This is a genomic window from [Actinomadura] parvosata subsp. kistnae (genome assembly GCF_900323885.1).
Lineage (GTDB): Bacteria > Actinomycetota > Actinomycetes > Streptosporangiales > Streptosporangiaceae > Nonomuraea > Nonomuraea composti.
Genome location: NZ_OOHJ01000018.1, coordinates 379,059 through 394,017, shown reverse-complemented (window position 1 = coordinate 394,017; position 14,959 = coordinate 379,059). Strand labels below are relative to the sequence as shown.

The following is a 14,959-nucleotide window of genomic DNA, read 5'->3' as shown; positions in this document are numbered from 1 at the left end:
AAGATGATCAGGACAGGTGCACCAGCGGTTCCTCCCTGGTCTCCGTGCCGACCGCGACGTTGCCGCCGGACAGGACCGCGACCACCGGCCCCGGCGGCAGGTGCGCCCGGTGGGTGAGGTAGGCGGCGGTGGCGACCGCGCCGCTGGGCTCCGCGCGTTCGCCCAGCTTGTGCCAGAGGAGGGCGGCGGCGGTGTCGATGGCGTCCTCGGTGACGGTCACCATGTCGTCCACGTACCGGTGGATGTGCTCCCACGCCAGCGCGCCCAGCACCGGCGCGCGCAGCCCGTCGGCGCGCGTGCGGTAGGTCAGCTCCACCGGCCACGCCGTACGCGTGCCCGAGCGGAAGCTGGCCGCGCCGTCGGCGGCCAGCTCCGGCTCGACGCCGATCACCCGGATCGCCGGGTCGGCGGCCTTGACGGCGACCGCGATCCCGGCCAGCAGGCCGCCGTTGCAGACGGGCACCAGGACGGCGCCCGCGTCCGGCAGGTCCAGGCAGATCTCGGTGCCGGCGCTGCCGTGCCCGGCGATCACGTCGAACGCGTCGGAGCCGACCACCGTCGCGCCGAACCGGTCGGCCAGCGCCAGGCACGCCTCCTCCCGCAGGGCGGGCGGCACGATCACCACCTCGGCGCCGAGCCGGCGCGCGGCCCGCACCTTCAGCTCCGGCGCGGTGTCCGGCAGGACGACGGTCGCCCGCACCCCCTGCTCGGCGGCGGCGTAGGCGATGGCCTGGGCGTGGTTGCCGGACGACTGCGCGATCACGTGCCGGACGCCGCGCCCGGCCAGCCGGGCCACGGCGTTGACCGCGCCGCGCACCTTGAACGAGCGGGTGGGCTGCCGGTTCTCCGGCTTGACCCAGAGCCGTTCGCCGGGCAGCCGCAGCAGCGGCGTGCGCCGCACGTACGGGGCGATGCGGTCACCGGCGGCGCTGATGTCGGCCGCGGTGACAAGCCCCGCGCGCGCCGCGCCTTCCGCGCCCGCACGGGCGATGTCTTCCGCGTTCGTACGGGCGGCGCCTCCCGCGCCCGTACGCGCCGTCCCTTCCGCGTTCATGCGCTCAGCACCCTCTCCTGAACGGCGTCCAGGTCGGCGGCGGACTCCGACGGCGGCGCCGCGTCCGGGACGTGGTCCTCCAAGTGGTGCAGCGGCCGGTACCAGAGCCCGACCAGCCCCCAGACCACCAGGAACACGCCGCTGGCGAGCAGCACCGCGCCCGCGCCCCCGCCGGGCCCGCCGGCGAACCGGCCGGCCCAGGCCGCGAGCGGGTCGGCGGCGAGGAAGCCGAGCGGCTGCATGGCGGTGGCGATCATGATGTTCACGGCGAGCACCCGCCCCTGCAGCTCCGGCCCCACCTTGACCTGGATGATCGACAGCCAGTGCGCGTTGCCGATGCTCATGCACGCCAGCCGGACGAACAGCCCGGCCGCGACCAGCCACACGACCGGCCACACGCCCATCAGCACCACGCCGATCCCGGACCCGACGACGAAGCCGATCATGCCGGTGGCCCGCCGCCGGGTGCCGCCCCACACCAGCACGACGCCGGTGCCGACGGCCGCGCCGACGCCGCCGACGGCGGTGACCGCGCCGAGGTCCGCCGAGGTGCCGATGGCCAGCACGACGGGGGTGACGAGCACCCACATCAGGGCGGTGCAGAAGTTCACCACCGCGAAGTACAGGGCCATGACGAGCAGCGGCCGGCGCCTGCGCAGGAACCGCCACCCGCCGGTGAGCGCCGCCGTGAACGTCTCCTCGCGCCGGCGGAACAGCCGGTCGGGGAAGCGCACCAGCAGCAGCGTCAGCACGCCGACCGCGAACGTGGCCACGTCCACGGCGACGACGGCCGACAACCCGAACAGGCCGATGAGCGCGCCGCCCGCGAGCGGCGCCACCACGTTGCCCGCGCCGAAGCCGACGTTCGCCAGCGCGTTGGCCTGCGGCAGGTACGGTTTCGGCACGAGCTGCGCGATCGCCGCCAGCCACGCGGGCTGCTGGAACGCCGACACGACCGAGGTCACGCCGACGATGAGGCAGACGTTCCAGAACTCGAGGCGTCCGGTGGTCAGCAGCAGCACCAGCGCCACCATCGCCAGCCCCGACAGCGCGTCGCAGGCCAGCATGATCTTGCGCCGGTCGATCCGGTCGGCCAGCGCGCCGCCGAGCGGGGTGAGCAGCACGGCCGGGATCTGCGCCAGCATCGTGACCAGCGCCAGGTCCAGGATCTCGCCGCTGCGCTGGTAGGCCCACACGCCGAGCGCGAACGAGCTGAGCGCCGTGCCCAGCGCCGAGACGATCTGCCCGGCCGCGACGGTGTAGAAGGGCTTCAGGCCGGTACGTTCCGGCGGGCGTACCGGGTCGGGCAGCGTTCCGGCCGCCCAGCGGGTCAGGTGCGCCAGCACGAGGGCGGCCAGCGGCTCGGCCTGGTGGCGCAGGAAGTAGTGCCCGGCCCTGGGCAGCACGGCCCGCTCCACCCGTGGCGCGAACGCGGCCCACTCGGTGTAGCGCTCCTCGTGCAGCTCGGTGGCGCGGTCCCGCTCCCCGACCAGGCTCAGGATCGGCGCCCGCAAGGGCACGGCCTTGCCGGCCCCCTCACGAGCCCCTTCACGAGCCCTCTCACGAGCGCCCTCACCGGCCGCCTCGCCGCTGAGTTCGCGGGTGAACCACTCCTGCGCCTGGTCGGCGTCATGCCGCATCGCCCGTACGGCGGTCCGCTTGGCGGCCTCGTCCATGTCGTCGAGCAGCCCACCCGAGGCGCGCAAGGCGTCGCGGAACATCCGGTCCGACACCCACCGGTCGCCGCCGAACAGCCGCCTGACCGGCCCGGGCAGCCGCGCCGCCGGGAAGCTGGCGGCGGCGATCACCCCCAGCACGGGCACGCCGTCCGCCTCCAGCCGGCGGGCCAGCGCGACGGCGGGCGCGGAGCCCACGCAGTGGCCGTAGATCGCGACGGGAGCGGACGCGGTGGCGGCCACCTCGGCGGCCAGCACGTCCACCAGCTCCTCCAGCGGCAGCGGCGGCTCGTCCGGGCGGGCGGGGTCGTGGCCGGGCAGCTCGGCGGACAGCACCTCCACCCGGTCGCCCAGCGCCTGGGCCAGCGGCTGGTACACCGCCGCGGACCCGCCGCCGTACGGCACGCACACCAGCGTGAACTCGCTGGTCCGGCCGCCGCCGAGGCGGTGCAGCAGCCCGCCGCCGTCCTCGCGCCCCAGGAACGCGGCCAGGTCGGCCACGGCCGGCCGGGTGAACAGGTCGATCACCCGCAGCCCGTGGCCGATCTCCTTGACCGCGCGCACCGCGGCGAACGAGTCGCCGCCGAGGGCGAAGAAGTCGTCGCCCGCTCCCACCCGATCCACGCCGAGCACCCGGGCGAACACCCCGGCGACCAGCTCCTCGGCCGGCGTCGAGGGCGCCGCGTACGCGGCCTGCTCGGCGACCGGCTCGGGCAGGGCGGCCCGGTCGATCTTCCCGTTCGGGTTGAGCGGCAGCCGGTCGAGGGGGACGACGTGCGCCGGCACCATGTAGTCGGGCAGCCGCTCGCGCAGCGCCGAGCGCACGGCCGCGGCCTGCACGGTCGCGGGCGTCACCCAGGCGGCGAGCTGCCTGGCCTTGCCCTCGCCGACGGGCAGCACCACGGCCTCCGCGACCTCGGGCAGGGCCCGCAGCGCGGTGGTGACCTCGCCCAGCTCGACGCGGTAACCCCGTACCTTGACCTGGTCGTCCACTCGCCCGCGGAACTCGATCCGCCCGTCGGAGGTGACGCGCAGCAGGTCGCCGCTGCGGTAGCAGCGGCCCTCCCCGGTCAGCGGGTCGGGGACGAACCGCTCGGCGGTCAGCTCCGGCCGGCCGATGTAGCCGCGGGTGACGCCGGGGCCGCCGACCACCAGCTCCCCGGGCACGCCGGGCGGCACCGGCCGCAGGGCCGCGTCCACCAGGTGCCCGTACACGCCGGGCAGCGGGCGGCCCAGCGGCACGATCCCGGTCCGCCGGTCGGCGGGGACCTCCTCGGTGTCGCACACCAGGCAGATCATCGTGGACTCGGTGTGGCCGTAGTGGCTCTGGATCCTGAGCCCCGGCCGGGCGGCCCTGGCCCGCTCCACCAGGTCCCACGGGCACGCCTCGCCCGCCAGGATCAGCAGCTCGCGCGGCAGGACGGCGGCCAGGTCGCCGCCCGAGGCCAGCAGCTCCAGGTGGCTCGGCACGCACTTGACGACGTCCACCTGGTGCTCGGCCAGGTAGCCGGCGAACGCGGCCGGGTCCATCGCGGTCTCGCGCGGCACCAGGTGCACCGTCCCGCCCGTCGTCAGCGCGCCGAACACGCAGGTCAGGCCGAAGTCGGCGGCCGGCGTCGAGACCACCGCGAACGACCCGCCGGGCACGCCGATGCGCGGCAGCATGCCGCCCAGGTAGTTCAGGACGCCGCCGTGCTCGGCCGCCACCGCCTTGGGCGTGCCGGTGGAGCCCGACGTGAAGATCACGTGGTGCAGGTGCTCCGGCCGTACGTCCACCTCGGGGCGGGTGTCCGGCAGGGACGGGAGGCGGTCGAGCGCCAGCACCCGCCGGCCGTCCCCGACCAGAGGCGCGAACTCGCTCACCGTCACCACGGCCCGCACCCCGGCGGCCTCCAGCATGGCGGCGATCCGCGCCGCCGGGTACGCCGGATCCATCGGCAGGTAGCCGCCGCCCGTCTTCTGGATGCCGAACAACGCGCACGCCAGGCCCGCGCCCGGCTCCAGCAGCACGCCGACCGGCTCGTCCGCCGCCACCCCGGCCGCCAGCAGCCAGTGCGCGACCCGGTTCGCCTCCGCCTCCAGCTCCCCGTACGTCAGGGCACGATCGGCGCCCACCACGGCCGGCGCGCCCGGCGTCTCGTCCACCCAGCGCTCGACCAGGTGGTGCACCGCCCCGGCGGGCGGCTCAGGCGGCGGCCCGCCGGCCACGACCGGGCCGGTCACCGGCTCCAGCGGCACCGCGCCCACGGGCGCGTCCAGGTCGGCGAGCAGCCCGTCGAGCAGCGCCGCGTACCAGCGCGTCAGCTTGGCCGCCGTGCCCGGCTCGAACAGGTCCGTCCGGTACGCGAGCCCGCCGCGCAGCGGCACGCCCGGCCCGTCGTCGACCACGTGCCAGCTCAGGTCGAACTTCGTGGTCAGCTCCGGCAGGTGGATCTCGGACGCCTCCAGCCCCGGCAGCTCCGGCCCCGCCACGCCCGGCAGGTAGTTGAGCATCACCTGGAACAGCGGCGTCGCCGCCAGGTTCCGCTCCGGCCGCAGCCGGTCCACCACCCGGTCGAACGGCGTCCCCGCGTGCGCCAGCGCGCCCAGCGCCGACTCCCGCGCGCGGGCCAGCAGGTCACGCCCCGTCGGGTCGCCCGCCACGTCCGTCCTGACGACCACGGTGTTGAGGAAGCAGCCGACCACGCCCTCGGTGTCCGGGTGGTCGCGGCCCGAGACGGGCACGCCCACCGCGATGTCCGTGCTCGCCGACAGCCGGGCCAGCAGCGCCTGCAGCCCGGCCAGCAGCACGATGAACGGTGTCGAACGGTAGGCCGCGGCCACCGCCCTGATCCGCTCGCTCAGCCCGGCCGGCAGCTCCAGGTCGATCGCCGCCCCACCCGGGTCGGGCACCGCCGGGCGCGGCCGGTCCGTGGGCAGGTCGAGCACCGGCGGCAGGCCGTCCAGATGGCCGGCCCACCAGTCCAGGTCGGCCGGGTCGGGAATCGGCGACACCTCCGCGTACTGGGCCGGGGGCGGGGCCAGCGGGGGGCGCAGGCCGAGGCGGGCGGCGTACAGGGCGGACAGCTCCGACAGCAGCAGGCCGCGCGTCCACGCGTCGGTGGCCATGTGGTGGAAGGTGAGCGAGAGCACATGCTCCCGCTCACCGCCTGCCGCGCTGTCCTCCGCGCCGCGGTTCGTGCCATCCGCGCCGCCATCCGCGCCGCCGTCCGCGCCGCTTTCCGCGCCGCTTTCCGCGCCGCCGTCGCTCACGGTGAGGAGCACCGCGCGCATCGGCGGCTCGCGGTCCAGTGCGAACGGTGTCGCCAGGTGCGTGGCCAGCACGCCCTCGACGTCCGAACGGTCCACGCGGGCCGTGGAGACCGGCACCTCGGCGGCGTCCCGCACCACCATCACCGGCTCGGGGCCGGAGTCGTCGATCACGCCGCGCAGCACGTGATGCCGCTCGGCCAGGTCACGCACCGCGCCCAGCAACGCCTCCACTCGCAACGGGCCGCGCAGCCGCAACGCGACGGGCACGTTGTAGGCGCTGCTGTCCGGTTCGAGCTGCGCCAGGAACCACAGCCTGGCCTGCACCCCGGACAACGGCACCGGCCCGTCCACCAGTCCGTCCACGCGTCCGCCCGCCGGCCCGTTCACCGGTCCGTCCGCGCGTCCGCCCACCGGCCCGTCCACCGGCTCGCCGGTCAGGGTGTGGCGCGCGCGTGTGGCGGTGGCGGTCGCCGGGCGGGGGAGTGCGGCGGCCAGGTCGGCCAGCACCGGATGCTCGAACAGCAGCCGCACCGGCACCGCCGCCCCCAGCCGCTCCCGCAGCCGCCCCGCCACCCGGGTCGCCGCGAACGAGTGCCCGCCGAGGGCGAAGAAGTCGTCGTCCGCCCACACCTCGGCGAGCCCGAGCACGTCCGCCCACACCTCGCCCACCAGGCGTTCCTCGGGAGTCGCCAGCGGCACCCGCACCGCCGGCCCCGCCTCGGGCACGGGCAGCGCCGCCCGGTCCACCTTGCCGTTCGGGGTGAGCGGCAGCGCCTCCAGCACGCCGATCGCGGCCGGCACCATGTAGTCGGGCAGCCGCTCCCGCAGCGTCGCCCGCACCTGCGCCGCATCGACCGTGGCCGGCGTCACCCAGGCGGCCAGTCGCCGCTCCAGCCCGTCGCCGACCGGCTGCACGTACGCCTCCGCGACCTGCGGCAAGGCCCGCAACGCCGCGGCGACCTCGCCCAGTTCGACGCGGAACCCGCGCACCTTCACCTGGTCGTCGATCCGCCCCAGGAACTCGACCAGCCCGCCCTCGGTCACCCGGACCCGGTCGCCGGTGCGGTACCAGCCGCCGGTGAAGCGTTCCGCGGTGAGGTCGGGCCGGCCGAGGTAACCGCGCGCCACACTGGGCCCGCCGATCCACAGCTCCCCGGGCACGCCGGTCGGCAACGCCCGTCCGGCCGGGTCGGCCACCCGGCACACCACGTCGGCCAGCGGCCGCCCCAACGGCGCCCGGCCGTGACCCTGACCCGAGCCTTGACCTGTGTCCCGGCCCGTGCCTTGGCTCGCGTCCCGGCCCGTGCCCTGGCTCGCGTCCTGGCGCAGCTCGGCCAGGGCCTCGCCCGCGTCGCAGGCCAGCACCGACACCGTGGTCTCGGTGGGCCCGTAGTGGATCTGCACCTCCAGGTCCGGCCGCGCCTGCCTGACCCGCGCCACCAGGTCCGCCGGCACCGCCTCGCCGGCCAGGATCAGCAGCTTCCCGGGTAACGCGGCCGTGCCGAGGAGTTCGAGCTGGCTGGGCACCATCTTGATGGCGTCCACGGGGTGCGCCGACAGGCGGGCGGCGAACGCGGCCGGGTCGGTGGCCGTCTCATGGTCGATCAGGTGGAGGGTGGCGCCCGTGGTCAGGGCGCACCACACGTTGGTCATGCCGAGGTCGGCGGCAGCGGTGGAGACCAGCGCGAACGACCCGAGCCCCCTGGGGATGACCTCGGCCACCGCGCCGAGATAGTGCGTGATGTGCCGGTGCTCGACCGCGACGCCCTTCGGCCGCCCGGTCGATCCCGACGTGTAGATGACGTACGCGAGGTGCTCCGGCCGCACGTCCACGCCGGGACGTTCGCCGGACGCCCGCGCCGCGTCGGCCAGTTCGGCGTCCGTGAGCACGATCCGCGCCCCGGCGTCGGCCACCACCGCCTGGTTGCGCCGCTCCGGGTAGACGGGGTCGAGCGGCAGGTAGGCCGCGCCCGCCTTGAGCACGCCGAGCAGGGCGACCACCAGCTCGGGCCGCCGCTCCAGCAGCACCCCGACCGGCTCCTGGGGCCGCACCCCGCGCTCCAGCAGCCAATGAGCCACCTGGTTGGCACGCCGCTCCAGCTCCGCGTACGTAAGCGAGCCGCCCGCGACCGCGTCCGAGGGCGAGCCGGCCGTAACGCCGTCCGTGCCTGAGGCGGCCCCGGCCACGTTCGTGGGCGAGCCGGCCCGCGCCGCGCCAGCGAGCGAGCCGCCCGCGACCGCGTCCGCCGGTGGGGCGATCGCGATCGCGTCCGGGTGGAGGTCGGCCATCCGCTCGACCAGCGTGTGCAGCGGCACGTCCACGGGCAGGTCCGCGGCGCGGCCGTGCAGGTCGTCGCCGGACGGGAGCCGTACCGGCGCGTCCGGGGTGGTGAGCATGCCGTCCAGCAGCTCCAGGTACCAGCCGGCCAGCCGCCGTACGGTGGCCTCGTCGAACAGGTCCGTGCGGTAGCGCAGCTCGCCGGAGAAGCGGGTGCCGTCGTCGCCCAGCTCCAGGTTCAGGTCGAACTTGGCGGTCGGCGCGGGCGGCGTCCCCACCTCGACCTCCAGCCCGGGCAGCGACACGGGCGCGCCGGTGTCGTAGACGTTGAGCATCACCTGGAACAGCGGCGTGACCGCGAGGTTCCGCTCGGGCTGCAGCCGCTCCACGACCCGCTCGAACGGCGTGCCGGCGTGCGCGAACGCGTCCAGCGCCGCCGCGCGGGCCCGCGCCAGCAGCTCGGCGCCGCTCGGGTCGCCCGAGGTGTCGCCGCGCACGACGAGGGTGTTGATGAAGCAGCCGACGACCCGCTCGGCGTCAGGGTGGTGGCGGCCTGCGTGCGGCACCCCGATCGCGATGTCGTCGGTGCCGGACAGCCGGCTCAGCAACGCCTGCAGCCCGGCCAGGAACACCATGAACGGGGACGTCCCCGTTACCGCCCGTACCTTCGCCGACAGCGCCTCCGGCACCTCCACCGCGACCGCCGCACCCTCCCACGTGGGCACGGGCGGGCGCGGCCGGGCCAGCGGCAGGTCGAGCACCGGCGGCAGGCCCGCCAGGTGCGCGGCCCACCAGTCGAGGTCGGCGTCCGGCCGGCCGGCCTCCCACGCGGCCACGTCCGCGTACTGCAGGGACGGGGGAGCGGGGGGCGGCTCCAGGCCGAGGCGGGCGGCGTACAGGTGGGCGAGGTCGTCCAGCAGGACGCGTTCCGACCAGGCGTCGGTGGCGATGTGGTGGAAGGTGAGGGCGAGCACGCACTCGTCGTCCCCGACCCGGAACACCGTGGCCCGCAGCGGCGGCTCCGCGTCCAGCCGGAACGGCCGCCACGCGTGCCCGGTCAGCTCCCGCTCCAGCTCGGCCGGCTCGACGTCCACCACGGGCACGGGCACGGTGGCGGCGGGGCGCACGCGTCCGTCCTCGATGACGCCGCGCAGGATCCAGTGCCGCTCCGCCAGGTCCGCCACCGCGCCGGTCAGGGCGGCGACGTCCACCGGGCCGCGCAGCCGCAGCGTCAGCGGCACGTTGTAGGCGGGAGTGTCCGGTTCGAGCTGGGCCAGGAACCACAGCCGCTCCTGCGCCGGCGACAGCGGCATCTCGGTCGCCGACGTCGCCGGGATGCCCGGCGCCTTGCCGTTCTCCTTGGTGGCGGCCTGCTCGTTCTGCTTGAGGGCGGCGGCGAGCCTGGACCGGACGAGCTGCGCGATCCGGTCCTCACGTACCTCGGTCATCCCTCGATCCCCTCCATCAGGTCGGCGGCCAGCAGCTCCTCCAGCGCGGCGGCGAAGTCGGCGAGCACCGGGCGGTCGAACAGCAACCGCACCGGCACGGCGACCTGCAACATCTCGCGCAGGCGGGCGGCCACCCTGGTCGCGGCGAACGAGGCGCCGCCGAGGGCGAAGAAGTCGTCGCCGGCCCAGACCTCGGGACGTTCGAGCACCTCGGCCCAGACGGCGGCCACCAGCAGCTCGGCGTCGGTGGACGGCGCGGTGCGCGGCGGTTCGGGGCCGGTGTCCGGCTCCGGCAGCGCGTCCCGATCGACCTTGCCGCTGGGCAGCGTGGGCAGGGCCGGCAGGGCGACCCACCGGCGCGGCACCATGTGCCCGGGCAGCCGGGACCGGGCGTGCCGCTCGATCGCGGCCAGATCCGCCGCCTCCGGCACGACGTAGCCGACCAGGTGAGCATCCGCCCCCGCCCCCGCCACGGTCACCACGACGTCGCTCAACGCGGGCCCGGTGGTCCCGGCGCCGGTCAGCCCGGGCCCGGTCGGGGCAGCGCCGGTCGTCACGGCGTTGGTCACCGCGGGCTCAGGCAGTGCGGGCTTGGTCGCTGCGGGGTCGGCCAGCTCGCGCAGCACGGCCTCGATCTCGCCCAGCTCGATCCGGTACCCGCGTACCTTCACCTGGTGGTCGCGGCGGCCGTGGAACTCCAGCGTCCCGTCCGGACGCCAGCGCACCAGGTCGCCGGTGCGGTAGCAGCGGCCGCCCGGCGCGAACGGGTCGTCCACGAACGCGGCCGCCGTCAGGTCCGGCCGGCCCCGGTAGCCGCGCGCCACCCCGGCGCCGCCCAGCAGCAGCTCGCCGACCGCGCCCGGCGGCACCAGCCGCAGCCGCGCGTCCACCACGTACGCCCGCTCGCCCGGCATCGGCGCCCCGATCGGCACCCGGTCGCCCTCGTGCGCCCGCACCCGGTGCAACGTCGAGGTGACGGTCGTCTCCGTCGGCCCGTACGCGTTCCACAGCTCGCCGACGCGCAACAGGATCTGCTCGGCCAGCGCCGGATCCAGCGCCTCCCCGCCCGCGACCGCGCGCAGCGCCGGGCCGCCCGCCCAGCCGGCCGCGATCAGCATCCGGTACGAGGTCGGCACCAGGTCGATCACCGTCGCCCCGCTCGCCGTGATCACCTCGGCCAGCGCGTGCCCGTCGGTGGCCGTGGCCCGGTCCACCACGACCGACGTGCCGCCCGCGGCCAGGACGCTCCACAGCTCGGAGGCGGAGGCGTCGAAGCTCAGCGACGCTACCGCGGGCTGCACGTCGGCCGGGCCGAGCCGCAGCGTCGAGATCATCCCGGCCACGAGCGCGGCCAGCCCGCCGTGCGTCACCTCGACTCCCTTGGGGGCGCCGGTGGAGCCGGAGGTGTAGGTGACGTACGCCAGGTCCTCGGAACGCACCTCGGGCAGGTCAGCGCGCGGCCCCGCCGCCAGCCGGTCCGCGTCGAGCACCACCGGCCCGTCCGCGTTCCCTGCTTCGCCGCGCGTGAGCACCACGCGGGCGCCCGCGTCGGCGGTCAGCAGGCGCAGCCGCTCGGCCGGGTGTTCCGGGTCCAGCGGCAGGTACGCCGCCCCGGCCCGCCACACTCCGAGCAGCACCGCCGGCAACATCCGGTCCCGTGGCACGCGGACCCCGACCACGTCACCCCGCGACACCCCGTGCGCCAGCAGCCCGGCCGCAATCCGGTCGGCACGGTCGTTCAGCTCCGCGTGGGTGAACGCGGCACCATCCGGGCCCAGCACGGCCGTGCCTGCGGAATCGCCCGCGCTACCCGTCGTACCACCTGCCGTGCCCGCGGCATGTGCGGCGAGCATCACCGGCACCGGCGGCAGATCGTCGGGCAGCTCCGGCCCGGCCGCACGGTGAAGCAGCGCCGCCCGCTCGTCCGGAGTGACCGGCTCGAACGTGGCGACCACCAGGTCAGGCTCGGCCACGGCGCGCCGCAGCACCCAGAGCAGCCGATCCAGGTAAGCCTCGGCCGCCTCCCGCTCGAGCAGCGCGACCGCGTACTCCAGGTGCAGCTCGGCCCCGGCGGTGGTCCGGTTGACGAGGACGCTGAACTCGTGGACCGCCGCCCCCGACCCGACCTCGGTGAGCAGTTCGAGGCGGCCGGCGCGGACCGGCACGTCGGCGTGCTGCATGGCGAGCAGGACGGGGGCGCGGGGCAGGTCGGCGGGCGGCACCTCCTGGTGGACGAGCGCCCGCGTGGTGGCCTGCCCGGCCTGCCGGACGAGGTCGCGGAAGGTCGGCGCGGCGTCGGGCCGCAGGCGTACCGGAACGGTGTCGATGAGCGGCCCGACGACGCGGGCCAGCTCGGGGCGGGCGCGCCGCGCGGCGACCATGCCGACCAGCGTGTCGGGCTCGCCGGTGACGAGGGCGAGCGCGGCCACGTACACGGCGAACGGGGTGGCGCCGCAGGCGCGGGCCAGCGCGGCGATGCCGTCGGTGAGCTCGCCGGGCAGCGGCCTGATCAGCCGGGACGTCGTCAGGTCGGCAGGCGGCGGCCCCGCCACCGGCGCCCCGGCCAGCTCGTCCCGCCAGAACGCGCGCAGCCGGGCGAGGTCGGGCCGCTCCTCCTGCTCGCGGACCGAGAGGCCGGGCCGGTCCTCCTGCTCACGGACCGAGAGGTCGGGCCGGTCCTCCTGCTCGCGGACCGCGACATCGGTCCGGTCCTCGTGCTCGCGGACCGCGACGTCGCCGAGCTGCACCGCCGGCTCGGGCACGGGCTCGCCCGCGAGCTCGGCGGCCAGTTCCTCCATGAGCACGCCCACGGAGCCGCCGTCGAAGGCGAGGTGGTCGGTGACGAGCACCAGCTCGGCCGCGTCGTCCGCGACGGGGCACAGGCTGGCGCGCAGCAGCGGCACCTCGCCGGTCACGTCGAACACGTGCTCCGCCGCGGCCTGCGCCACCTTCACCGGGTCCGCGCCGGCGGGGTGCTCGGCGAGGGGGACGGCGACGGGCGGGTGCACGACCGCGTACGGGACGCCGTCCTCTCCGACGGAGACCGTGCTGCGCAGGGCCTCGTGCCGGCGCAGGACGGCGTCCAGCGCGGCACGCAGCGGCGCGCTCCCGCTCAGGCCCCGCACGCGCAGCCGCACGGACACGGTGGTGACCGGGCTGTGCGGATGGAGCTGGCGCAACGTCCAGAACTCGCGTTGCGCGGCGGTGAGCGGATGCCGGGTGCGGCCGGTCCGCCGCACCGGCGCGGAGCCGGGGTCGCGCAGGCGCGCCGCCAGCCCGGCCGCGGTGGGTTCGGTCAGGAACGCCGCCAGGGGCACGGTGTGCCCGAGCCGCCGCGACAGCTCGGTCACCACCCGGGCGGCGGCCAGCGAGTGCCCGCCCAGGTCGGGGAACCGGTCGTGCACGCCCACCTCGGGCAGGCCCAGCACGTCCGCGATCACCTCGGCCACCTGTCGCTCGTCGTCCGTGCGCGGCGCGACGAAGGCGGCGCCTCCGGTCCGGGCGGCGCCCAGCTTGGGCAGGGCCGCGCGGTCCACCTTGCCGGTGGGGCCGATCGGCAGCTCGTCCTGGACGCCGATCCTGGCCGGGACCAGGTGGTCGGGCAGGCGGTCGCGCAGCCAGTCGCGCAGCTCGGGCTCGGTGACGCCGGAGGCCGCCACGTGCGCGGCGAGGTAGGCGATGCCGTCGCCGTCGGTGTGCGACAGGACGACGGCGCGGCGTACGGCGGGATGGCGGTCCAGCGCCACCTCGACCTCGCCCAGCTCCACCCGGTAGCCGCGGATCTTGACCTGGTCGTCGGCGCGGCCCACGTACCGCAGTTCGCCGTCCACCCACCGGACCAGGTCGCCGCTGCGGTAGACGCGGGTGCCGTCCGGTTCGGTGCGGAACGCCGGCGACTCGTGGCCGAGGTAGCCGCGGGTCACGCCGGGCCCGCCGATCCACAGCTCGCCCACCTCCCCGTCCCGCACCGGTTTGCCGTCGGTGTCGCGCACGCTGAGCAGCGCGCCGGCCATCGGCTCGCCCAGCGGCGGCTCGCCCTGGTAGTCGCGGGTGACCTCGAACATGGTGGAGCCGGTGGTGCACTCGGTGGGGCCGTACATGTTGAGCACCCGCCGTACGCCCGGGTTCGCGAACATGCGCGCGACCAGGGCGGCCGTCAGCCGTTCGCCGCCGGACAGCACCATGCGCACGCCGTCCGGCAGCGGCTCGCGCAGCAGCACCGACAGCGCCGACGGGACGCCGAAGACCGTGCGCACCTCGTCGCGGGCGGGCAGCGTGGGCAGCGACAGCACGGTGTCCGCCATGATGACGGTGCCGCCGGCGTACAGCGGCGTGAAGATCTGCGTGATGGAGGCGTCGAAGCAGATGGAGGAGCCGGCCAGCATGCCGCTCAGCTCCTCGGGGGTGTAGTGGGACGCCTCCCAGCGCACCAGGTTCATGGTGTTGCGGTGCTCCACGACCACGCCCTTGGGGCGGCCGGTGGAGCCGGAGGTGTAGATGACGTACGCGGCGTCGCCCGGCTCGCCGGGCACCTCGGGCCCGTGCCCGGCGGGCGTGACGTCGTCGACGAGCACCGTGCCGGCGCCGGTCAGCGCCGCGGTGTCGCGCCGCGCGGCCGAGGTGACCACCGCGCTCACGGCGGCGTCCTCGGCCATGAACCGTAACCGCTCCGCCGGGTACGCCGGATCCAGCGGCACGTACGCGGCGCCCGCCTTCAGCACCCCGATCAGCGCGGGCACCAGCCACTCGTCGCGGTCGAGGCAGATGCCCGCCAGGTCACCGCGTCCGACACCCCGCGCGGCCAGCGCGTGGGCGACCCCGTTGGCCCTGCGGTCGACCTCGGCGTAGGTCAGCCGGGTCGTGCCCGCGACGACGGCGACGCGATCGGGCGTGCGCCGGCACTGCTCCTCCAACGCCTCGTGCAGGCGGCGGGGCGAGTCTGTGAGAGGGCGGTTCGCGCCCGTCACATCCGTAGTCATGTGTCCTCTTTCCAGCAATGGTCGAACGTGCACGGATGGGCGGCTCTCGAAGGTGCCCATCCCTCGGTGACCGTCATCGCGGGCCCGGGCGAGGTCGTCGCCGGGCGGGCGGGGTCGTGCGTGCGGTCAACTGTCGCGGGGCCGGCGGGGGAGCGGGTCGTCTGCGGATCGCCTGCTCCCTTCGCCGAAGACCAGGGTCGTCCGCACAGCAGCATGAGCGACGCGGCTTGCCGCTGACTTGGAACCTGCCGTGATCTTGCTTGCAGGAGGGG

The 14,959-nt window shown here is 76.0% G+C and carries 3 protein-coding genes; all 3 read right to left on the bottom strand.

The genetic code is table 11. The annotated features are described in order from the left end of the window. Positions 1–7: 7 nt before the first annotated feature. From KIS93_RS21960 to KIS93_RS21945, 3 genes are read right to left on the bottom strand one after another with little or no spacing between them, the layout of a single operon-like run. On the bottom strand, positions 8–1,054 hold the full coding sequence (locus KIS93_RS21960; RefSeq protein WP_080045887.1) for a threonine ammonia-lyase: 1,047 nt from the start codon (positions 1,052–1,054) through the stop codon (positions 8–10). Further along, complete coding sequence (locus tag KIS93_RS65515) at positions 1,051–9,708, bottom strand: non-ribosomal peptide synthetase/MFS transporter (protein WP_230465863.1); 8,658 nt, start codon at positions 9,706–9,708, stop codon at positions 1,051–1,053. The genes KIS93_RS21960 and KIS93_RS65515 overlap by 4 nt, the downstream gene beginning before the upstream one ends. Beyond that, positions 9,705–14,687: a non-ribosomal peptide synthetase gene (locus KIS93_RS21945; protein ID WP_186404376.1), complete on the bottom strand. Its 4,983-nt coding sequence runs from the start codon at positions 14,685–14,687 to the stop codon at positions 9,705–9,707. Before KIS93_RS21945 ends, KIS93_RS65515 begins: the two co-directional genes overlap by 4 nt. Between the last annotated feature and the right edge of the window lie 272 nt (positions 14,688–14,959).